This window comes from Hyalangium ruber, from assembly GCF_034259325.1.
In the GTDB taxonomy this organism is placed as follows: domain Bacteria; phylum Myxococcota; class Myxococcia; order Myxococcales; family Myxococcaceae; genus Hyalangium_A; species Hyalangium_A rubrum.
Genome location: NZ_JAXIVS010000015.1, coordinates 306284 through 328143 on the forward strand (window position 1 = coordinate 306284; position 21860 = coordinate 328143).

Here is a 21860-nt window from a genome sequence, read left to right on the forward strand (position 1 = left end):
CTGGACCTTCCCGGTGCTCCTCCCCACGTGCGCGAGTTGCTGGAGTCCATGCGCTTCCTCAAGGAGGGAAGCGCCGCCTACAACGCCGAGCTTCAGTCCACGCCCCTGGGTCGACGCTCGTTCGACCTCCGGATGCGCGCGCTCGAGGACAAACAAGCGGGAAGACTTCCCGCGTCCCATGAGCTGTTCCTCCGGGCTTCGAACCTCCACTCCGATGACGACACGAGCGCCGCCGCGGCTGCCGCCTGGCATGACCTCGCGCAGTCCTTCATGGACCAGGAGCAACTCCTGCCCGAGGAGCGCTACCGCCAGGCGGAGCTGCTCCTGCGCAGGTCCGCCCAGTCCACCGGAAGGCGCAAGTACCCCATCCAGTGCGCCATGACCCTGTCGATGCTGGCGAGCTGCCTCCGCTACCAGGCATCGGAGCTGCCCCCGAGCAAGCACACCGTGAGGATGCTGGATGAGGCGGAGGGGTTCTCGGAAGAGGCCGTGACCTTGATGGAGCAGCTCGGCCCACCTGGGATTCCAGGCTGCATCAAGTACCTGTTCAACCTGGGCAACCTGCGCGAGCAGCGCCGCAAGTGGGATGGAGCCATCGAGGCCTATGACAAGGGCTTGAGGCTCCAACATCTCCTGGGCGGAGGCGCGTCCCGCTCCCTGCCTCCTGTCGCCCACGCCGCGAGCCTCGCCCTCGCTCGCGTCCTGGCCGCTCGCGGCAAGCCCGAAGATCGACAGCGCGCGCTCCAACTCCTGGAGGATGTCGCTCGCCAGGATCCGGAGCAAGCCGATGAAGCCTGGCTCTGGCGCGCGACCGTGCTCGCCGACGAGCCCGCGCGGCAGGAGGAAGCGCGGAAGGCGCTCGAGCGCATCAATCCCGAGAGCCTGAGCCACGAGCGAATCTCCCTGCTGGCGGGGTTGTACGAGCGCCTCGATCCCGCCTCGGAACAAGCCCTGAAGCTGTTCCGCGATCTCGCTGCCGAGCTCATGCAGCGCCGCAAGAAGACAGTCACCGATCTCTCCGCGGACCATCTGGCCAGCGAGGCCCAGGATGCCGCGGGCGCGGCGGCGCGCATTCTCGTGACGCGGGGCGATGCGGTCTCCGCGTTCATCGAGTTGGAGAACGTGAGTGGCTTGCGCTACCTCGAAGCGCTGCACGCGTATCACTACCGCCCCTCCGATCCTGTCTCGAACGCGCTCTGGCAGGAGCGGCTGAAGCTCGCGACTCAGGCCAGCTTCCTCGCGACCTGCGCCAGCACGCTCAGCCTCCTGCCCGTAGAGGAGCAGCGTGAGCAGGCTCGCACCATGGCCACGGAGTTCCAGGAGCAGGCAACGCAAGACGCGCGCTTCCGTCAGAAGGGCCTCGGCTCCGAGTGGATCATCGGCGCGCTGCGGGGTGCCACCTCCGAGCCCTTTCCGGCGGAGTATCTCCGCGCGCTCTCCGAGGACCGGACAGAAGACACCCACCGCGCCATCGCCGTGCTCTGGAAGCGGCTGTCCGGGAAAGACCGCGAGGGGCTGTTCGGGAGTGATTTCCTGGACGCGTCCAGCCTCGAACGAATCCTCGCGGAGGAACCGGACACCGTCTTCGTGAGGCTCCATCTCGACCGTGATCTCCTCGCCGTCGCCGTGTGGCTCGAGGAGGGACGACTGATGGGCAAGGCCTGTCGGGCCGCCGTTCCCCAGCACGGATGGAGTCTCATTCCCCAGGCGCTCCGTGACCCGGAGCGCGCCGACTTCCAGCAGTGGAACGAGATGTTGGCCTCTATCGACATCTCCAGCGCTTTCCCGTCGGCGGCGCGGCGCAGGGTGATTCTCCTGCCCTCGTATCTCTCGGCTTTCCTGCCCCTGGCTGCGCTCGGGCCCGTGGGCAGGCGCCCGCTGGATCTCTTCGGTTCGATCCTGTGGCTTCCCAGCCTGGCTCCCCTCATGAGCCGGCAGGTGGCCCAGCCTCCACGGCAGGGCACCCTCACGGTGCTCCCTGACAAGACTCCCTTCCCCGGCCTCGCCACGCGCCTCCCGCTGCCGAACGAGCGACGAATGAAGGGAGCCCAGACCGTTCCGGAGGAGGTCGCCGAGCAAGCGCGCACCGCGGATGTCATCTGCTTCTATGCCCACGGCTTCCACGCCGCTCCCCATGAGCCGCACCTCAAGCTTCACGGCGATCAGCGGCTCAACCGGAGCCACCTGATCGATCAATGGGCGGGCGCGGAGCGTGTCGAGTTGTGGGCCTGCCAATCCGGGGTGAATGCGCCCCAGGATCCCCGCGCCCCGGTCGTGGACGAGGCCTTCGGCTTCGACTTCGAGTTCCTCCGAGTCGGTGTCCGCAGCGCCATTGGGACCCTGTGGAAGGTTCCAGGCTTCGTGACGGCGTGCATCGTCAACCGCTTCCGCCATGAATTGCTCCTGGGGAGAGACGCCGCGGAAGCGCTCGCGCAGGCCCAGCGCTGGTGGACGGGTGCGGGATTGGACTCCTTCATAGAGCATCTTCGTCAGGGCCCTGAAGAAGACGGCTTCCAGCGCTTCACCAGCAGCCTGGGCGCCACCCCCACGCAGGAGGACATGAAGGACATGCTCTCCAGCCTCGGCTCCGAGGCCCGCGACCCAGGGGAACCCATGCCCGAAGCGGAGCTCGAGTACCTCCGTGTACGCTTCGGCTGTCCTCTCTCGTGGGCCGGCTTCCGATTCGTGGGCATTCCCGAGCGGCGTCCGCTGGAGCCCTGGACGGATGAGCACGCGCGCCCCGTCAGCGAGGAGATCCGCCGCGAGGTGGAACGGCTGCTCTCCGAGGCGGAGAAAGCCTCGGAGCCTCCTTCCGCCAAGGAGCGACTCGAGGAGGCGCTGGAGGCAGCCCTGGTCGCCAGCACGCAGCGGGAACTCTCTCCCGAGGAGGTGCTCTCCCTCGCGCGCCTCTACTGCGCTCGCCAGCGGAGCTCCCACCTTCACAACCTCCTGCTGGCCCTGACGTGGCTCCATGAGGCGCTCGCCTCCCCCTCCCTGGCGGCCCATGAGCGAGCCCGCCTCTCCACGGAAGCCGCTCACCTCTGGCTCGATCTGGCCAGCGGTGAATTGCCGGATCTGAACCTCGCCGGCCTGCATAAGCCCGCGCCGACAGACCTGCTCCGCGCGGAGCACTGCCTGGCCGGAGAGGCTCCCGCATCGGGGGCGCTGCGTGCCAGCTACATGGCCGCGAAGGCCCGGCTGCGGATCCTCCAGGCACTGGCTGCGCCGGAACGCGGAAAGTCCTGGCTCGAAGCCGCCATCCACCAAGCCTGGGCACTGCTCACGCCCGTCCTCGGTGAACTCCAGGAACCCACTCCCGAGGCCCTTCGGGTGATGTGGACCGCCTGTGAGGTGCTCCTCCTGGAGCCCAGGCTCATGCCGCGAGCGGGCCTCGACCTCTTGAAGCGCTGTGGCCCCCTGTTCCCAAGCGAGCAGCGGCCCTTCAAGAACCTTCACCAGGCGCCATTCCTGGCGCGCCTGTGGGAGGCCGCTGCCGCTCTCGCCGACGCCTTGGGAGAGCGCATGAAGGGCCCCCTGGAGGCGCTTGCATGGCTTCCTCCGCATGAGTTGGTCCGCAGCACGCTCCGCCGTCTCCTGGCCCAGGGCCAGGATGCGGTACAAGATCCGAACTGGTTCTGGGGGACGACGCTCTCCAGCCTGGAAGATGCGCTCTGGGGAGAACCCTCTGACGACCGCTTTCCCCTGGTAGCCAGCACCGGCACGCCTGGCTTCGCCTACCGCTGGGCGCTCGCCTTCTATCTCCTGCAGCACTGCTCCCAGGGGAACCCTCGCGATCCTGGCCACTTCATCGCGTGTACCCAGCTCGCATGTGATCTGCGGCTCACCTTCTTCCACCGCCTCGCTCGGACTCATCGCGAGCTGTGGACCACGCTTCGGCAGCGCGAATACCTGCTCGACACGCTCCGGGACTCTTCGCTCCACGCTGCTCCTTCCCCTTGGCCCACCGCACAGCCATCCGCCCGCGCCGTCCATGCCCTGGGAGACAAGGCGAAGAACCTGTGGTCGGGCATCCTCTCGACGCTCCCAAAGAAACGCGAAGGCCACAGCCGGCGCGTGCCCCTGCTCGAGCTGAACTCCAAGCTGGAGATCCTCGAGGACGAGCTCGGACGTGTGCCACGGGGAAAGGGGGTGCTGGCCATTCTCCTGGGACTGAGCGCGGCCCCGCTCGCCGCGGCGCTCTGGCACGACAAGCGCGGACTCCGGGGCCATGTCGTGCGGAGCCAGGACCTCGGGCTGGGCATGACGCTCGCCGCGGTACTCGAAGCCAACGAGTCGGAGGCGCGCTATCGCGCCTGGGAGAAACTCGAGAAGCACCTGGCGCCATTCATCGAGCAACTGCTGCGTCCCGCGACCGAGGAGGCGTTGCATTGGAGCGTCATCGCGCCGGGAGCCCTGCGCCCGCTTCCTTGGCTGGGCCTGCCCATGGGCGGCAAGCACAGACTCTATCAACGCGTGGCGAGCCTCCGGCTCCTCCCCTCTTTCGGCTTCGAAGAGCCACTCCCTCAACAGGAGCAGGCGACGCAGCGCGCCTGCCTCCTCCTCCCCGAGCATGAGGAGGGCGACACCTCCTTCGGAGAGGCCGCCATTGGGACATTGCGGAACGCCTTCCCGCCGGAAGTGCTCCTTGATCCCAGCCTCCAGGTGGACTGGAGCCACGTCCGTTCCCTGCGGGTCTACGGCTCCGGCTCCCGCGCCTTCACCTCGGAGGACACCCTTCAGGTGCTTCTGCCCGGCTGCGAGGAAGTGGAACTCTGGGCAGCTAGCTCGGGAGGCGCGGACGCTTCACTCCCGGGGCTTGACGCCGCGGACCGTATCCCCGGCCTCGCGGGTAACTTCCTGGCATGCGGTGCGCGAGCCGTGCTCGACCTGGCATGGCCCATTCACGATCTGGTCAAGGCCCTGGTCTGCGAGCAATTCGCGCATGCACGTGCCGAGAACCCTCGGGGTGCCGCCGCGCTCTGCCTCGCCGTGCAACGGACGCGCGACCTGCTCGCCCAATGGTCCAAACAGGCCCGTCGGTCCAGCTCCCTTCCGCACGCACTGGGGCTGCTGGATGAGCGTCGTCGTGCCTCCATGGCTGGCTACCTCCCGCCTGATGCGCTCCTTCCCTTCGCGGACCGTCATGGCGCGCCTTCACTCCGAAGCGTGACGGTGGATGGCCTCATCAAGGACCTCCTCCATCCGTCCCACCTCGCGGCCTTCCGCTGGTGGGGAAGCTGACCCTTGGGTGTACGCTACGGCCCGGCGGCTGTATGACGCCCTCAGGTAATAGGAACCTTCGTGGACCCTCGCGACCAGATCCCCGACGTACGCGATGGGCTCACGCGCGCCGAGCGCATCATCCTCTACACCCTGCGCCGCCTGGAGCAGGAGCGCGGTGGGCGCTCCGTCCCGACGGCCATGCTCTACGGGCACGTCGTGGAGCACATCAACCTGCGCCCCGATGAGTTCCAGAAGATCCTGGCGAAGCTCGTCGGTCGCGGGAGCCCCTGAGGCGCCGCTTCGTCGCAAAGTGCATGCCCCGGATCTCTTGCATTGACGGGCTCCAATCCCAGGAGGAAGCATCCCGCGATGCTCCAAGCGGAAGGGACGAAGAGGCGGCTGGCAAGCACGGTGGGTTGGGCCCTGCTCGCCATCCTGGGCGCGTTCTGTCTGGGCACGGTGGCGCTGCACCGGGGAGAGACGATCAACGCCACCTGGCTGGTGGTGGCCTCCGTCGCCACCTTCTTGATCGGCTACCGCTTCTACAGCCGCTTCATCGCCGAGAAGGCCCTGCAGCTGGATCCCAACCGCGCCACGCCGGCGCGTCGTCACAATGACGGCCTGGACTATGTGCCCACGGACAAGTGGGTGCTCTTCGGCCACCACTTCGCCGCCATCGCGGGAGCGGGCCCGCTCGTTGGCCCGGTCCTCGCCGCGCAGATGGGGTACCTGCCCGGCACGATGTGGATCCTCTTCGGAGTGATCCTCGCGGGCGCGGTGCAGGACTTCACCATCCTGTTCCTGTCCATCCGCCGCGACGGCAAATCCCTGGGCGACATGGTGCGCATGGAGCTGGGGCCCGCCGCCGGCGTGGTGGCGATGATCGGCGTGCTGATGATCATGATGATCATCCTCGCGGTGCTGGCCCTGGTGGTGGTCAAGGCGCTGGCCGCCAGCGCCTGGGGCACCTTCACGGTGGCCATGACCATCCCCATCGCACTGCTGATGGGCGTGTACCTGCGCTACCTCCGTCCGGGCCGCGTGCTCGAGGTGTCCATCATCGGCTTCGTGCTGCTGATGCTGTCGATCTGGCTGGGTGGCAAGGTGGCCGATGCACCGGCCCTGGCGCCCCTGTTCACCTATGACGGCAAGGCGCTGGCGTGGATGCTGATCGCCTACGGCTTCTGCGCCTCGGTGCTCCCGGTGTGGCTGCTGTTGGCGCCGCGCGACTACCTGTCGACCTTCCTGAAGATCGGCACCATCGTGGTGCTGGCGCTGGGCATCGTCTTCGCCGCGCCGGAGCTGAAGATGCCCGCGGTGACCCGGTTCATCGATGGCACCGGGCCCGTGTTCTCCGGCAACGTGTTCCCGTTCCTGTTCATCACCATCGCCTGCGGTGCGGTGTCCGGCTGGCACTCGCTGATCTCCTCGGGCACCACACCGAAGATGCTCTCCTCCGAACCCGAGGCGCGCATGGTGGGCTACGGCGCGATGCTCATGGAAGCCTTCGTCGCGATCATGGCGCTGATCTCCGCCACGGTGCTGGAGCCGGGGGTGTACTTCGCGATGAACTCTCCTCCCGGCGTGATCGGCACCACCGCCGAGCAAGCGGCCCAGGTCATCAGCCAGTGGGGCTTCGTGCTCACACCGGAGGTGCTCACCCAGACAGCCCGGGACATTGGAGAGACCTCCATCCTGTCACGCGCGGGCGGCGCGCCGACCCTGGCGGTGGGCATGGCGCAGATCCTCCATGGGCTCATCGGCGGCGAGGGAATGATGGCCTTCTGGTACCACTACGCCATCCTCTTCGAGGCGCTGTTCATCCTCACCACTGTGGACGCGGGCACACGTGTGGGCCGCTTCATGATCCAGGAGCTGGCCGGGTTGGTCTACGCGCCGCTGAAGCGGACCGACTCCTGGGGCGCGAACCTGATCGCAACGGTGATCTGCGTGGCGAGCTGGGGCTACTTCCTCTACCAGGGCGTGGTGGATCCGCTGGGAGGCATCAACACGCTGTGGCCGCTGTTCGGCATCGCCAACCAGATGTTGGCCGCCATCGCGCTGATCCTGGCCTGCGTGGTGCTGGTGAAGATGAAGCGGGAGCGCTTCCTGTGGATTCCGGCGATTCCCACCGTCTGGCTGATCATCTGCACGCTGACCGCGGGCTGGCAGAAGGTGTTCAGCTCGGATCCTCGGGTCAGCTTCCTCGCCCACGCGCGAGGCTTCGAGGCGGCGGTGGCCGACGGCAAGGTGCTGGCACCGGCGAAGAACCTGGAGGAGATGCAGCGCGTCATCACCAACGACACCGTGGACGCGACCCTCACCGGCCTGTTCATGCTGGTGGTGGTAACCACGCTCGTGTTCGGCCTCCGCGCGGCGCTGGCCGCCCGGCGTTCAGCGGTGCCGACCGCGCAAGAGACGCCCCCCGTTCCCCTGGCGGCGGTGGTGGAGCGCTGACCCATGCCCTTCCCGCGCGAGGAACTGAGGCGGCTCTGGCTCCGGACCGTGCAGACGGCCCGCTTGCTCATCGGCGTGCCCGACTACGACACCTACGTCGAGCACATGCGTACCCATCACCCCGCTCGCCCGGTGATGAGCTACGCGGAGTTCTTCAACGAGCGAATGCAGGCCCGCTATCGCGGGGGCGGTGGGCGCTGCTGTTGAGCGCCAGCCACCGCGAGGCGGCCAGACGCTACGGCTCGGTCAAAAGCACATCGTCGTAGGTCCAATCCACCGAGGAGCCATCGAGGTCAGCGGTGGCTCTTGCGGCCTTGCACGGTGTGCGTTGCCGCCATGACCACGGCCGAGAGCGCTTCGAACGCTTCGTCCGCGACGGCACTGATGTCCCTGTCGTTGCTCTCGGCCCACGTCGTCATCGCCGCGTCGACCGCGCCCATCGACACGGTGGCGGTGAGGCGCGCGAGCATCGGGGACTTTGGACCTCTCGGCAGCCGTTCGACGATGGCGGCGGTGAGCTGATCCCTCCACTCGTCCTGGGTGACCAGGAAACGCCCGCGGAGCGAGGGGGTCCGGCGAATGAGCCGCATCAGCGCTCGGGTGCGCTCCGGAGCGCTGGCGAGGCGCTCGATGACCGAACCGATGGCGAAGCGCAGCGACAAGAGCGGCTGCTCGTCCCGGGGACGAAGGCGAAACGCGGCCAGCAGTGACGTGCCTGCTTCATCGAACTCGGACGTAACCACTTCTTCCTTCGTTGCGAAGTAGCGGAAGAACGTCCTCCTGGAGATACCCGCGGCCTTCGCGAGGTCATCGATCGTGACGGCATCGAAGCCGCGCTCGATGAGCGGCGCCAAGGCAAGCTCCGCGATGTTCGCCCGCACCAGCCTTTGCTTGCGCTCCTGCAGAGACTCGAGGTCCGGAGGGGACTCTTTCGCCTTCATCCGCGTAGCTGAACCTACTTTCCTGCTCTCGGCAATCCTGGCACTACGTGTTGCGGATGGCACCCAGTGCCAATATTGTCCCTGGGTAGCAAGCGATAGGTTCCCCCATGCTCAACACCCGCTTCCTGTCCGCGGTATCGCTCTCCTGGTCGAAGCCGTCGGCACGCATCGTCACCCGAGGTGCCTCGGGCGTTCGGTGCTTCTCGGTGACGGCCGGGCACATCGTCTCCTCGGAGTCGACGGTCCCGTCCGAGGGGCTCCTGGCCCTGCTCGCAGCGGAGGACAAACTCGATCGCGGACTCGTCGGACTTCTCGGTGCGGCAGCCGCGAAACGTGGCATTCCGCCAGAGCACCTCCTGATCGAAGAGAAGTTGATTCACCCCGCGGAGGTCGTCGGAGCCCTCGAGAGGCTGGCGACGGCGCAGTTCCGGGCGGCGATGATGGGCGAAGGGCAAGCAGCGGCCGCTACCGGGGCCGTCGGCCGTGGCACGATTCGGCTGCACCTCGGCGCCTTGCTGCTCGAGCAGTTTCGCGCGTTGCCCTCGGACGTCATTCGGCACTACCTCGGCGGAGCCTCCGGCGCGCTGAAGCTTCACGCCGGCGAGGACACCCTGGGGGCACTGCGCCTGCAGCCTGCCGAACTCCGAGCCGCGCGCCAGGCGGAGGTCCTCCTCAGCGACGCACAGAACGATCGAGCCGTGCGGCTCGGCGGCGCCCTCCTCGCGCTCGGTCTCGCGACGTGGCACCCGTAGCGGCTGAGCACGAGCCTCCTCAGTCCTCCGACTGGACGTCCTGGGCCTGGACGCCCCACTCCTCCAGCACCCGCGCTTCATCTTGCGCGCTCCGCGTCTTCTTGAAGCGTGCGCCGGACACGCCTTTCACCCTGCGCTCACAGGCCGCCCAGGTCGCGTGCCGCCTCACGGTGCGTCCCACCTCGCTCAGGTAGGAGTACGCCGGGGCAGCGCCCTCGCGCTGGCGGGGCTTCTCTTCGGGGAGCGAGGTGTCCTCGGGCAGCTCATGCACGGCCACCCCGTACCTCTGGAGCGGGCCCACGTAGAGCTGCGTGCTTCGCCCCTTGGAGAAGGCGACGGCGATCTCGTCCACCCGCTCATTGCCCGGCACCCCCACATGCCCGCGAACGTACCGCCACTCCACGAGGGCGGCCTCGGCGGGAAAGGCCTGCTTGCGCTCGGCCAGCAGTGCCATGAGCCGCTTCCAGTAGAGGGTGTTGGCCACCTCGCCGCCCTCGGCCGTCTTCCATCCGCGCCGGCTCCACCCGAACACCCAGCGGGTGATGCCCTGAATGACGTACGTGGAGTCCGTGTAGATATGCACGGGCCCCGGTGTCCGCTCCAGGTGGCGCAGCGCCTTGCCCACGGCGGTCATCTCCATCCTGTTGTTGGTGGTCCCCGGCTCGTGGCCCCCCAGCTCCGTCACCTGGCCATCAGGCGTAACGATGATGGCCCCCCAGCCCCCCGGGCCGGGGTTGCCGGAACACGCACCATCAGCGAAGACCACGGTCGCATGGCTCTCCATGCCCCTACCCTATCGGCTACGGAGCGCGCCTTCACTTCCCGAAGAGTGACTTGATTGCCAGCAATCCCAGATTGCGGAGCTTCTCGGGATGGAGGCGGCGGGAATCGAACCCGCATCAAGGCGGAAGCAAAACCCCAAGCAGGTCGCGCTGTTACCGGCTAATGCCTTGATCTCTCGTCGGTTCGTTCTGCTGCCCCATCCCGTTTCGTCCCGTCTCGTCCCGTTCAATTCCCCGCTGGAGGGGTAGAGTCGACGGGAGGCGCGGTACCGCTCGGGCTCGTCGGCGCCTACTGCGAGGGTCTGCTTTCGCTCGCCCTCTCGCCGAGTCTTACCCACGGTCCGTTTCCTCCACGCCGCTCATCGAACCGGACGTGCAGATTTCCTGCATCCGGCTCTCGGACAGATTTCACGCGACGCGTCTCAGCGCAGGAGCGCACGCACCTCCAGCACTCCGAGGCTCCGATGCACCTCGTTGTACTTGAAGCGTGACGTTGCTCGCGTCACGTTGTGCCTCCTGCTCAGGAAGTTCCTCACCCGTTCTGTGACGTGCCAGTCCAGCACGTTGAACGCGTGCAACGGCGAGTCGTAGGCAAAGTAACTTGCCCACCCTCGCAGGAACTGGTTGAGCTCACCCGCTATCTCCTCCCAGCGCTCCGTTCTGCCGCGTCGGAGGATTCGGCTCACTTCGCCTCGGGCGTGCTCCATCGCCTTCTTCGAGGGTCGGGCTCCCAGGTACTTCTGGCCGGTCTTCTTGTAGACCAGTGGCCCCAACTCATACCCCAGGAAGCGGAAATGCTCCTTCCGCGCATCACGAAGGCTCGTCTTCGTCTCGTTGAGCGTCAGCTTCATCCCACCGAGCCATTGCTTCACCTGTGCCAGCACCTCCGTGGCGCCCCTGCGGGCTACCACCACGAAGTCATCGGCGTAGTTGACGATCTTCGCTCCGCTCCTCTCCATCAGCTCACTCTTGGCAAACACCTTCAGCAACCGGTTGATGTAGATGTTCGCCAGCAGCGGTGAGATGCCCCCCCCCTGCGGTGTTCCCTGCTTCGAGCGTTTGCCTCCGCTGTACCTCGGGCGCCCCTGCTCGTCCCTCTCTTCCACAGGCACCTTCAGCCACATCTTCACCAGATGCAGCACCGCCTTGTCCGCGACCCTCCTCGCCACGCTCTTCATCAGCTGCGCGTGGGGAATCGTGTCGAAGTACTTCGAGAGATCCGCATCCACTACCTGGGTCTGCCCTCGCTTCAGTTCCTGATGGACCTGCTTGACCGCATCGACTGCACTGCGTCCGAGTCGGTACCCGTAAGCAGCCTCGCTCAAGGCGGCCTCGAGAATAGGCTCCAGGAGGAGCTTTGCCGCTGTCTGGACCACACGATCTCTGATCGTGGGGATACCCAGTGGCCGCTCGCCTCCTCCTGGCTTGGGTATCAGCACCCTTCGTACGGGCTGGGGCCGATACCCCTTCCTTTGCAACTCGCGCTGCAACTCCTGGAGCCAGCGTTCCTCACCGTGCGCCTCAATCTGTTCGAAGGTCTGTCCATCCACTCCTGCGGCGCCCTTCTTCTGCTTCGACTGCCTGAGCGCCTCCGTCAGGACATCCCACCGATGGATCTGGCTTGCTCGACCTCCTTTCGAGGCCTTCTTTCTCTGGGCTTCGAGTCCGAGGGTCACCCCTCATCCCCGCCAGATAGCTACCGAGGGGGTCGACTTCCTCCTCGGGCGGGACTTCCACCCGCTGGTCAGATGCACCTTTCACGGCGCACGCACACTGGGGGCACATGCGGCCAAACAGAGGCAATCTGCTTGGACGCAAGCGGCCTGAGTTCCCCGGTCTCCCAGGGCACACGAGAACCCCGTGGGAGGCGGACAGGAGCGTGTGCCCTGGAAAGGTGTGGCAGGGAAGGAGCGGGTGGAGGAGCGCGGGTGGGCGTACCGGCGGAGGCAGCCGGAGGGGACGGTGCTGTACGAGGCGGTGAAGGACAACCTGGCCACGCTGCTGGCGGAGGCGAGCGAGGTGGGGCGCGGCCTGCCCCGGTACGTGGAGCGGGACGTAAGCCCGGTACCTGGAGTGCGGAGTGCTGGCGCACGGCTTCGCGCGGGTGCGCTGCGAGAGTTCTATGCTCGAACGAGACGCGCGAGTGCTTGTTGTCCTTGAATTGAGAGAGAAAGTTGCGCTCAAGCGTCCACACGGGCGGAGCACCCGCCGCGGCATCCTCGGGCTTCTCCATCACGCCGATCTCGACCGTGTCCTGGTCCGGCGGCGGCTTGCGTCGTGCCTCGGCGCGATCGAGGGTCGTGATGATGCACCCAGGGGTTGTCCGCGGGCTTCGCTCGGGCTGCCGCCGGAGGCGCGGCGACCGCGAGCTGCCAGGGAATGAGGAGAAGCGAGAGCACGGCCGCAGGAGTCTTCCAGAGCGTCGACATGCACCGCCGATGCTTCCGGATGTAGCCGAAAAGTGGGGACTCAAAGCGCTCCAGGAAAAGTCAGACATGCCCGGTATGAATCTCCCGGCGCGGCACCATTGGGGCGCCGCCGAAAGGTGCATTCCAAAATGCGGAAGTCATTGATCTTCATGGGGCTTTTCCTAGGCATGACGGGGGTCGGCTGCGCGGGTCTCGATGAGGCCGAAGCCCTGGACTCCTCCGTGTCGGCGGACACGACCTCCCAGGTCACCCGAGCCCTGATCACCAACGTCACCGGCACCAGCCAGGTGACCTTCGTCGCCATGTCGGGCAACGAGACGAAGCCGTACGATCAGTCGGCCACCTCGGTGGTGGCGTACACGCGGGACTCGACGACCGGCGAGTTCACGGCCTACCCGGGCACGGGCTCTGCGGACGGCACCATCTCCGTGCCGAGCGTCCCCTCCGGGCGCATCTACCTGAAGCTGGGCTCGCGCTACCTGGTGAGCACCGGCCGCTCGTTCGATCTGGGCTCCATGGAGTGGGGCCGTGACGGGACCTTCGTCTCGCTGTCCACCCCCGTGACGGTGTCCGCCACAGGCCTGTCTCCCTGGCAGTCAGAGGACTTCCTGGACATGTATTCGCTGAACCCGGGCGCGTTCGGCTACATCAACGGCAGCGCAACGGGGCTCCCCCAGGTGGGCGCCACGTCGCTCTCCGGGCTGACCTTCGATTACGCCAACATGCTCAACCCCGTGCTGCTCGACAGCAGCAAGGGGGACCTGCTCTCGCTGGCGCAGATGCGGCTGAAGACGAGCGCGAACGGGGTGACCTACCGCGCGATGCACAAGGTGCTCCTCGCGAGCGTGACGCAGGTGGAGGGCCAGCCCGTCTCCGTCAGCGGCACCTTCACCCAGCCCGCCTCGACAGGCACCTTCGCCGTGGACTGGCGGCGCTCGGCCTTCGAGGCGATGCGCACGCAGGTGAATCCGGACGCGGCCAGCACATATAGCGAGATCTGGATGTCCGCCCGGCCGGCCGCGCTGAGCTCGGCGCTCGCGTCCATCAGCGGGCCGCCGCTGCTCGTGAAGCTCAATCCGGACTCGCAGCGCACCGACCTCGTCACGGGGGACATGGCGTACAACAACCCGCTCCCGGCGAGCTGGCAGAAGGTGGCGCTCGCCGCCGCGGGCTTCACGAAGAGCTACGCGCTGGGGACCGCGACGCCCTACACCATGAGCGTGGACCTCCGCGTGGATCAGGAGGCGAGCGCGTTCGCCGCCGCCCCCGTCCAGCCGATCATCGGGCCGGTGCAGGCGCCCAAGGTGAACACGCGCGGCGCGTTCCAGAACCTCACGGGCGTGGGGACCAACGCCTCGCTGAGCTGGTCCAAGCCGCTGGTCGGCACGGCCACGAACTACGTGGTGAACATCTACCGGCTGGGCGTGAGCAATGGCCGCACCACGGCCACGCGCGTGACGTCGCTGCACACGGATCTCCAGAGCGTGTACCTGCCCCCGGGCGTGCTGCAGACGGGCCAGACGTACTTCGCGGAGATCCAGAGCTGGTACCAGCCCGGCTCGGACCTGGCGACGAGCCCGTACATGCGCTCGCTGCCTCGAGGCCGCGCTAGCGTGCTCACCGGCATGTTCAGCCCGTAGGCGCTGAAGTCCTCGGAAGGGAGCGGGGTCCGCTCCGCCCCTTCCTCACGATCCGCCCCGCTTCAGCGTGGCCTTGAGCGCGAAGCGATCGACCAAGCCCGGAGCCAGGAGCTTGAGGTAGAGGCCAATCCTGGCTCGGGCCGTCATCACCAACTCCCGGTCTCGGTGGTCGATGGCGCGGAGGATCTGCTCCGCGCAGGTGCGTGGATCCATCGCCGTACGTGAAGAGAGCACGAGGGGTGCGCGCGATTCTGAAGCACATGGGAGGGCGGCCTGGGCAGCAGTGTGCCCTATGGGGTGCTCGGCCCCCTACACCGGCCTGGCACACAGCTCGGGCTCCCTCAAGCAGGGGCGGAGCCGGGGCAGGAGGAGAGCCCCGCCTTTGCCGCGACGGTGGAGGAGCCGAGGAAGGAGCGCACACCCCGTTTGGACAGGGCCTGGCTGCTGCGCAGGAGGTTCGCTCTGGATGTGTTGGCGTGCTTGAGGTGTGGAGGCAGGCTTAAGGGTGTTGGCGGGCCGTGAAGGGAGCCGGAGGGGTGAGCGCGATTGTGGAGCACCTGGGGTTGCCCCCGTCGAGTGCGCACCTGGCCCCTGCGCGAGGGCCGCCCCAGAGCGCGGGGTGTTGAAGCTCAAGCCGCCCCAGCCAGCCAAGAGAGCCAGGCCCCTGCCGCGCCCCTGCTGGGAAGGCGGCTGGGCTGGGCAGGCGTGTGTCTGCTGGAGATGAAAGGCTTCTGCGTCGGCTCGGCGTGCGGCTCATGGGCTCCCCGTCAGCGTCCCTCACCTCCCGCTCTGCTCCCGCCCGCTACGCCCAAGAGGGCTCCCGTCCTTCCTATGCTCGCGAACGGTGGATCTCCCCGCGTCGGCAGTGGAGGCACTCAAGGGACACCGCCACCTGTGCGGCGTTTACGTGTTCTGCCTGCCGGACGGTCGCCCGGTCACCGCTGGGGTGACCAAGCACCCGCTCCTGCGGGCGCTGCGTAGGGCAGGAGTCAGCCGCCCGGAGGGTTCCATCATCTGGCACGACCTACGGCACACCTATGGCAGCCACCTGGCGATGCGGGGCGTTGCTCTCAAGGTCATTCAGGAGTTGATGGGTCACGCCACCATCGCGATGACCATGAGGTATGCGCACCTGTCGCCCGAGGCGCGGGAGAGCGCGGTGCAGGAACTGGATCGGCCCAGCCCCCAGCCGCGCGCCGCTCTGGGCTAGAGACGCCAGAGGGGCACACTGAGGTCACATGAAGAAAACGAGGACAAAGAAAAACCCAGCAACCCGTTAAGATTGCTGGGCTTCTCGGGATGGAGGCGGCGGGAATCGAACCCGCCGCGCGGAGCTTCTGACGAGAGCGCTCCGATTTGATCGAGCGCAGTTCCTGTAGGACTTCCAAGCAGCCCCTATGCTCCTTGCCTACCGCATGAAGCGCCCGCTGCCGGACGGTACGACGCACCTGCTCTTCACTGGGCTGGAACTGTTACAGCGTGTGGCGTCCCTGGTGCCTCCGCCTCGGGCAAACCTCACGAGGTTCCACGGCGTCTTCGCCCCAGGCGCCAAACTGCGGCCATTTCTGGTCCCCAAGCAGGTGAGGAGGAAGCGAGAGCGAGGAAGGAGGCAGCGGCCAGAACGGAGCGGATGAAGCAGAGGACGCCGCGAGTGGACTTACGCCGAGTGGCTGAGGAGGACGTTCGGACGTTCGACTTCGACGTGTTGGCCTGCGTGAGGTTCGATCCTCATGCGAGGAGCAAAGCCTTCCGGACGCGAACTCAGGGACACAAAATCGTCGTGGGTAGATCCGGTTGTAAAATCCGCAGGTTCGCCGGAACATGTGTGCTCCGCATGGCCACAAAGACCGCCTCGAAAACGCGCGCCGCGAAGACCGTCGCCACCGAGGCGTCGGCGCTCGCCGTACCTCGTTCGAGACGGCTGACCGGCGACGAAGACACGCGCTTCGCCGAGGTCATCGCGCTCATCGAGGCCGCACGTGGCCGCGCCTACCAGGCGGTGAACGCCGAGTTGGTCTCCCTCTACTGGCAGCTCGGCGAGTACATCAGCCGGAAGATCGCGAGCGCTGAGTGGGGTGACGGCGTCGTCGAGGAACTCGCGGCGTCGCTCGCCCGGCGTTTCCCTGGGCTCCGTGGTTTCACGCGCCCGAACCTGTTCCGAATGCGCCAGTTTTACGAGGCGTACCGGTCGAACCGAAAAGTCTCAGCACTGCTGAGACAATTGCCGTGGACCCACCATCTCCTCATCTTGGGGCAGGCCAAGCCAACGGAGGCCCGCGAGTTCTACATCCTCGCAGCTATCAAGGAACGTTGGTCGTCGCGCGAGTTGGAGCGCCAGCTCCGATCAGGTGCCGTGCTGCGCGACGCGCACGCCGCGAAGAAAGTCTCACCAGCGCTGAGACAAATTCCCGACGCCCTGAGCGAGCTGAAGAACGCCTACAACTTGGAGTTCCTCGCCCTTGCTGACGGCCACTCAGAAGCTGACCTCCACAGCTCCCTGCTCCAACATCTTGGGCGCTTCCTCACCGAGCTGGGTCGCGACTTTTGCTTCGTCGGCTCGAAGTACCCCGTGCAGGTCGGCAAGCAAGACTTCGAGATCGACCTCGTGTTCTTCCACCGCGGCCTGCAGTGCCTCGTCGCCTTCGAGCTGAAGGTCGACAAGTTCAAACCCGCCGACCTGGGGCAGCTCTCGTTCTACGTGGAGGCGCTCGACCGCGACGTGAAGAAACCTCACGAGCGCCCCTCGATAGGCGTGCTTCTCTGCGCGACGAAGGACGACGAGGTCGTCGAGTACGCGCTCGCGCGTACGACGTCGCCCACGCTCGTCGCGGAGTACCAAACGTTCCTACCTCCGAAGGAGGTGCTCCGCGCGAAGCTCCACGAGCTGTATGCTCTGCTCTCCAAACCTGATGACCACCACGAATCGAGGACGCCACGGATCAAAGGAGGTCGCGCGTGATGAGGACAATCGCCTTCGGCTTGAAGAACTTCGCGACGATTCCACCGTCCCTAAAGAGCGGGACGACGACGCTGAAAGAACTCTCCTTCAAGACCAAAGACCCGGATTTGGTCCCGAAAATGCGAGCGCAGCCCCTGTTCTCAGAGGGTGCCGCATTGAAAGCGGCGGGTTGATCTACTTGGAAGCGGCGGCAATCGAATCCGCCTCTTCCTGAAGTCGCACCACCGGCTCGCGCAACGGCTGCGCGGCTCCGTTCGTGGCATGCTGTGTGCCATCCGTTCCCGCGAGCCGTCAACGACTCGAACGAGGAAGTCGACCCATGCAAATGCCACCCATCATCTACGGAACCGCGTGGAAGAAAGAGCGCACGGAGACGCTCGTCACGCAGGCGCTGCGCGCGGGATTTGGTGGCATCGACACGGCCTGCCAGCCGAAGCACTACCACGAGCCCGGCGTGGGCGAGGCGCTCGCGTCCTGGCTGCGCGAGGGCATACGCCGCGAGGACGTCTACGTGCAGACCAAGTTCACGTCACTGCCCGGCCACGATCCTCAGCGGATTCCGTATGATCCGCAGGCAAGCCTGCCCGAGCAGGTGGCGCAATCATTCGCCACGTCGCTGCGCAATCTCCAGACGAATTACGTGGACGCGCTGGTCCTGCATTCGCCGCTTCCCCGTGAGGAGCAGACGATGCAGGTCTGGCGCGCAATGGAATCACTGGTGGACTCGGGCGGCGCGCACCGCATCGGCATCAGCAACTGTTACAACCTCGATGTTCTCGAGCGTCTGCATGGCGCGAGCCGCATCAAGCCGGCCATCGTGCAGAACCGCTTCTATGCGGAGACCGGGTACGACCGGGACATTCGCGAGTTCTGTACGCGTCACGCCATCGCGTACCAGAGCTTCTGGACGCTGACGGCCAATCCGCAGCTGCTCGCCAACGACACGGTGCGGCGGCTGTCGCTCGAGTACGGCCGGACACCGGCTCAGATCCTGTTCCGTTACTTGACGCAGGTCGGCGTCACGCCGCTCACCGGGACCACGTCGAAAGCGCACATGCGCGAGGATCTCGCCATCTTCGAGCTCGAGTTGACCGCGAGCGAGCTTAGGGCGGTTTCGGCATTGCTATGAGGCGTGGCCGAGACCACGCATCTCCTCATCACGTACCGTTGTCGCATGAGCCCCGACCGAGCTGCTTGAGCAACCGGGCGCCCGTCGCAGCGGCGACTCCAGGTCGCGGCAGGGCATCATCGCGCGTCGAATCGCTCGCGGTTGTCGCGAATCGCGGTGCGGTGGTCGATCGCCCACTGCGCCAGCTGCCGGACGGGCTCGGAGAGCGAGCGGCCGAGGTCGGTCAACGCGTAATCGACCTGCGGTGGCTTGGTCGCGTGGACGGTGCGGACGATCATGCCGTCGCGTTCGAGCGCCCTCAGGGTGCGCGCCAGCATCTGCTGCGAGATGCCCGCGACGCTGCGGCGCAGGTCGTTGAAGCGCCGCGGTTGCTCGAGGAGCGCAATGACGACCTGGATCGTCCACTTGTCGCCGACCTGTCCGAGGATCTCGCTGACGCCCGAGCAGCTGGTCATATCCATGTGACTTGGTCCTAAAAAGTTGCGTGATTGACGAGCCGCATGCTGTCTCTTACTTAGCAGCGATGAGGATCTCGCCAACCACGATTGTATCGGTGCATCCGTTGACCCTGTTGGCGCCAGGGCGCGGCGTTGATCTGCAGGTGCGCGTGTCCGCGCCAGTGAACGGAGGCGACCTGCCGATCATCGTGTTCTCGCATGGCTTCGGATCGTCGATGGACGGCTACGCGCCGCTCGTCGACTACTGGTCAGCGCGGGGCTTCGTAGTGATCCAGCCGACGCATCTCGATTCGCGGCGGCTCGGGCTCGCGGAGGGCGATCCGCGTCGGCCGGTGATCTGGCGGTTTCGCGTCGACGATGTGAAGCGCGTGCTCGACAATTTGGAGCGCCTCGAGGCCGCGGCCCCGGAGCTCGCGGGCCGGGTTGCTCGAAGTCGCATCGCGATTGCTGGCCATTCGTTCGGTGCCCAGACAGCAAGCATGCTGCTCGGCGCGCGGATGGTCGCGAGTGGTGGCGACGAGGACATGCGCGATCCGCGGATCTCAGCGGGTGTGCTGCTCGCCGCAGGGGGGCGCGGTGGCGACGATCTGAGTCCCTTCGCGAAGGAGCACTTGCCGTACTTGGACTCGAGCTTCGAGCACATGGCGACGCCGACGCTCGTGGTGGCCGGTGACCACGATCGATCGCCGCTGACGGTCCGCGGCCCGGATTGGTTCACCGATCCGTACACGCTGAGCCCCGGCGGCAAAGCACTGCTCACGCTGTTTGGCGGTGAGCACATGCTCGGCGGCATCTCCGGCTACGAGGTGACCGAAACCACCGACGAGAATCCCGAGCGCGTCGCCCTGGTGCAGCGTATGAGCTGGGCGTTCCTCCGTAGCGCGCTCTATCCCGAGGACGCTGCGTGGCGCGAAGCGTGCGCGAGCTTGCCCGACGCGCAGGGACGCATCGATTGCAAGTAAGCTTCGGAGGCCACCCTGCAGTCCCTCCCATCCCATGCCCCCTGCGAAGACCGTCTTGACGCGGCTGCTCCCTGTCGTGCCCCTTCTGATCTCTGGCGTCACATGCGCCACCACGACGCCTGGCGAAGCAGCGGCTCCGCCCGGGGCCGCTGCCATCCGGCTGCATCCCGGCGCCGAGCCGCCATCGCCCGAACTGGTGGCGCAGCTCGAGGAGTTGGATCTCAAGCTGTTCGACGCGGTGTTCGGCTGCCGGCTCGACACGCTGGCCTCGCTCATCGCCGAGGACTTCGAGTTCGTGCATGACAAATGGGGACAAACCGCGGACTCGGGCCCGGCCTTCGTGGAGTCGGTGCGCCAAGGCTGCGAGAAGCAGAAGACCGGCGAGAACTTCACCGCGCGACGAGAACTGGTGCCAGGCACGATGACGGTGCATGTGCTGAAAGGCTACGGCGCGATGCAGATGGGCACGCATCGGTTCTTCGCGCTGCAGCCCGGGCGTCCGGACCGGCTGACCGAAACCGGCAAGTTCATCGACCTGTGGAAGAAGCAGCAGGATGGCAGCTGGAAGCTTGCGCGGGTCATCAGCTACGACCACCGGCTGGCCCAGGCCGGCGACTGACTCCGCGCCTCCACGCGATGGACTGAGCCGTGGGCACCCCTGGGGGAACGTGGCCCCTCCCCTGCCCCGTTCCCCCCGGGCGGGGCTTCCCCTCTGACACCTGAAGCAGCTTCGAGTCCCTGCGGCGTGGCGCGCGCCCCTAGCCCATTGACGGCCATCGAATGCGCGGCTATGTATATACACGAGCATGCATATAGACGCCTTTCAGACCCTCGCCGACCCCACCCGCCGGCGCATCGTCGAAACGCTGCGCCGGGGCGAGCGGCAGGTCGGTGACATCGTCGAAGAGGCCGGCGTCCACCAGTCGGGCGTCTCGCGCCATCTGCGCATCCTCCACGAGTCCGGCTTCGTCTCGGTGCGACCCGACGGGCAACGCCGGCTCTATTCCCTCAAGCCCGAGCCCTTTCAGGAGCTCGATGCCTGGCTCTCGCCCTACCGGCAGCTTTGGGAAGAACGTCTCGACCGCTTCGGCGCGGCGCTCGAACAACGTCAAAAACAGAAGAGCAAGAAGTAGCGAACAGGAGCAACGACCATGGCTGAAGCGAAGAACATCATCATCGAGCGCACCTACCGCGCGAGCGCGCAGGAACTCTGGGATCTGTGGACGACGAAGGAAGGCTTCGAGTCCTGGTGGGGACCGGTGGGCTTCCGTGTCGACGTTCACGAAATCTCGGCGCGCATCGGCGGCACGCTGCGCTACGACATGATTGCCCACGCGCCGGAAGTCATCGCCGAGATGAAGAAGATGGGTGAGCCGCTTTCGCACGCGACCCGCGGGACCTTCACCGAGCTCGAGCCGCAACGACGGCTCGCCCTCACCCACGTCATCGACTTCCTGCCCGGCGTGAAGCCGTACGACAGCACGATGTGGGTCGACTTCATCCCGTCCGGAAACAGCGTGCGCATGGTCGTGACGCTGAGCCCCATGCACAACCCGGAGTTCAGCCAGATGCAGAAGGAGGGTTTCAGCAGCCAGCTCACCAAGCTCGACCAACGCTTCGGCGCGTCGACGGGGTGAGACACATCAGCCCAGAGCCATGAGCATGCTGCACATGGGCGGCGGCTACGGTGGCTCTGAGGTGGGCTCTCGCGGAGGGTGGTAGTTGGGGACGTAGCAGTTCTCTTTCCACTCGTAGCTCACGTCTCCGCATGGCGGCTTGACGTCCGCCACCCGAATCCAACAACCCCCATTGATGCTGAACGTAAGACCTCGCCGTGCCCCGTCGTGACGGGTTCCCCTTCTCGTGAGACCACCTGCGGCCACACACCAGGAGGTGGTCCGTGGAGTTGGAGAAGGACTTGGAGCAGTTCCGTCAGGAGGCGCAGCGGCTGAAGGCTGGGCGGCGCAGTGGCTCGTTGCCGTTCCCTGAGGCGCTGCGCGCCTTCGCGGTGCGCTACGCCGAGCACACCGTGGCGGCGGGAGGGACGGTGACGGACGCGGCGCAGAAGCTGGGGGTGTCCGGGCCGACGCTCTACGAGTGGCGCAAGGGCCGTCCCGCGGGACATCGC

The 21860-nt window shown here is 66.5% G+C and carries 21 protein-coding genes and 1 pseudogene; 17 read left to right on the forward strand and 5 right to left on the reverse strand.

Features of this window, described 5'->3' with window-relative positions; all coding sequences use genetic code 11:
- The first annotated feature begins 48 nt into the window (after positions 1–48).
- The 4 genes from SYV04_RS35300 to SYV04_RS35315 all read left to right on the forward strand — a co-directional run bounded on the left by SYV04_RS35300 (position 49) and on the right by SYV04_RS35315 (position 7887).
- Positions 49–5241: a CHAT domain-containing protein gene (locus tag SYV04_RS35300; protein ID WP_321550412.1), complete on the forward strand. Its 5193-nt coding sequence runs from the start codon at positions 49–51 to the stop codon at positions 5239–5241.
- 60 nt (positions 5242–5301) lie between these two features.
- Positions 5302–5514 (forward strand): hypothetical protein, encoded by a 213-nt coding sequence (locus tag SYV04_RS35305; RefSeq protein WP_321550413.1) that lies wholly within the window; start codon positions 5302–5304, stop codon positions 5512–5514.
- Between the two features lie 78 nt (positions 5515–5592).
- Positions 5593–7680 (forward strand): carbon starvation CstA family protein, encoded by a 2088-nt coding sequence (locus SYV04_RS35310; RefSeq protein ID WP_321550414.1) that lies wholly within the window; start codon positions 5593–5595, stop codon positions 7678–7680.
- A gap of 3 nt (positions 7681–7683) precedes the next feature.
- Complete coding sequence (locus tag SYV04_RS35315) at positions 7684–7887, forward strand: YbdD/YjiX family protein (RefSeq protein ID WP_321550415.1); 204 nt, start codon at positions 7684–7686, stop codon at positions 7885–7887.
- A gap of 86 nt (positions 7888–7973) precedes the next feature.
- Here the strand turns inward: SYV04_RS35315 and SYV04_RS35320 are convergent, their stop codons facing one another.
- Positions 7974–8621 carry a TetR family transcriptional regulator gene (locus SYV04_RS35320; RefSeq protein WP_321550416.1) on the reverse strand — a complete coding sequence of 216 codons (648 nt, stop codon included), beginning with the start codon at positions 8619–8621 and terminating at the stop codon, positions 7974–7976.
- Positions 8622–8728: 107 nt separating this feature from the next.
- Here SYV04_RS35320 and SYV04_RS35325 point away from each other — a divergent pair, with 107 nt between their 5' ends.
- Positions 8729–9373 (forward strand): hypothetical protein, encoded by a 645-nt coding sequence (locus tag SYV04_RS35325; RefSeq protein WP_321550417.1) that lies wholly within the window; start codon positions 8729–8731, stop codon positions 9371–9373.
- Positions 9374–9392: 19 nt separating this feature from the next.
- On the opposite strand, the gene SYV04_RS35330 is transcribed toward SYV04_RS35325, so the two are convergent.
- A complete protein-coding gene (locus tag SYV04_RS35330) occupies positions 9393–10157 on the reverse strand; it encodes an RNase H family protein (RefSeq protein ID WP_321550418.1) in 765 nt (254 codons plus the stop codon).
- Positions 10158–10577: 420 nt separating this feature from the next.
- Positions 10578–11831, reverse strand: a complete 1254-nt coding sequence (ltrA, locus tag SYV04_RS35335) for a group II intron reverse transcriptase/maturase (protein WP_321550419.1) — start codon at positions 11829–11831, stop codon at positions 10578–10580.
- 205 nt (positions 11832–12036) lie between these two features.
- Here ltrA and SYV04_RS35340 point away from each other — a divergent pair, with 205 nt between their 5' ends.
- Positions 12037–12315 (forward strand): hypothetical protein, encoded by a 279-nt coding sequence (locus SYV04_RS35340; protein ID WP_321550420.1) that lies wholly within the window; start codon positions 12037–12039, stop codon positions 12313–12315.
- Positions 12316–12712: 397 nt separating this feature from the next.
- A complete protein-coding gene (locus SYV04_RS35345; protein ID WP_321550421.1) occupies positions 12713–14224 on the forward strand; it encodes an ABC transporter substrate-binding protein in 1512 nt (503 codons plus the stop codon).
- 45 nt (positions 14225–14269) lie between these two features.
- Here the strand turns inward: SYV04_RS35345 and SYV04_RS35350 are convergent, their stop codons facing one another.
- Positions 14270–14437: a hypothetical protein gene (locus tag SYV04_RS35350; RefSeq protein WP_321550422.1), complete on the reverse strand. Its 168-nt coding sequence runs from the start codon at positions 14435–14437 to the stop codon at positions 14270–14272.
- A gap of 601 nt (positions 14438–15038) precedes the next feature.
- Between SYV04_RS35350 and SYV04_RS35355 the strand changes: the two are divergent.
- The 5 genes and pseudogenes from SYV04_RS35355 to SYV04_RS35375 all read left to right on the forward strand — a co-directional run.
- A pseudogene (locus SYV04_RS35355) lies at positions 15039–15434 on the forward strand (tyrosine-type recombinase/integrase); the annotation flags it as partial.
- Between the two features lie 205 nt (positions 15435–15639).
- Positions 15640–15858: a transposase gene (locus tag SYV04_RS35360; RefSeq protein WP_321550423.1), complete on the forward strand. Its 219-nt coding sequence runs from the start codon at positions 15640–15642 to the stop codon at positions 15856–15858.
- 32 nt (positions 15859–15890) lie between these two features.
- The gene (locus SYV04_RS35365; RefSeq protein WP_321550424.1) at positions 15891–17183 is read left to right on the forward strand and encodes a PDDEXK nuclease domain-containing protein; all 1293 of its coding nucleotides are present in this window, start codon (positions 15891–15893) and stop codon (positions 17181–17183) included.
- Entirely contained in the window at positions 17183–17356 is a 174-nt protein-coding gene (locus SYV04_RS35370; protein ID WP_321550425.1) for a hypothetical protein, read from the forward strand. The genes SYV04_RS35365 and SYV04_RS35370 overlap by 1 nt, the downstream gene beginning before the upstream one ends.
- A gap of 152 nt (positions 17357–17508) precedes the next feature.
- Positions 17509–18312: an aldo/keto reductase family protein gene (locus tag SYV04_RS35375; protein ID WP_321550426.1), complete on the forward strand. Its 804-nt coding sequence runs from the start codon at positions 17509–17511 to the stop codon at positions 18310–18312.
- Positions 18313–18428: 116 nt separating this feature from the next.
- Here the strand turns inward: SYV04_RS35375 and SYV04_RS35380 are convergent, their stop codons facing one another.
- Entirely contained in the window at positions 18429–18773 is a 345-nt protein-coding gene (locus SYV04_RS35380) for a winged helix-turn-helix transcriptional regulator (RefSeq protein WP_321550427.1), read from the reverse strand.
- A gap of 92 nt (positions 18774–18865) precedes the next feature.
- Between SYV04_RS35380 and SYV04_RS35385 the strand changes: the two genes are divergently transcribed.
- The 5 genes from SYV04_RS35385 to SYV04_RS35405 form a co-directional block, all read left to right on the forward strand.
- The gene (locus tag SYV04_RS35385) at positions 18866–19732 is read left to right on the forward strand and encodes an alpha/beta hydrolase family protein (RefSeq protein WP_321550428.1); all 867 of its coding nucleotides are present in this window, start codon (positions 18866–18868) and stop codon (positions 19730–19732) included.
- Between the two features lie 55 nt (positions 19733–19787).
- Complete coding sequence (locus tag SYV04_RS35390; RefSeq protein WP_321550429.1) at positions 19788–20351, forward strand: nuclear transport factor 2 family protein; 564 nt, start codon at positions 19788–19790, stop codon at positions 20349–20351.
- A 187-nt stretch (positions 20352–20538) separates the two neighbouring features.
- Positions 20539–20865 (forward strand): ArsR/SmtB family transcription factor, encoded by a 327-nt coding sequence (locus SYV04_RS35395; RefSeq protein WP_321550430.1) that lies wholly within the window; start codon positions 20539–20541, stop codon positions 20863–20865.
- Positions 20866–20883: 18 nt separating this feature from the next.
- The gene (locus tag SYV04_RS35400; RefSeq protein ID WP_321550431.1) at positions 20884–21369 is read left to right on the forward strand and encodes an SRPBCC family protein; all 486 of its coding nucleotides are present in this window, start codon (positions 20884–20886) and stop codon (positions 21367–21369) included.
- Positions 21370–21632: 263 nt separating this feature from the next.
- On the forward strand, positions 21633–21860 hold a 228-nt coding region (locus tag SYV04_RS35405; RefSeq protein ID WP_321550432.1), incomplete at its 3' end, for a transposase.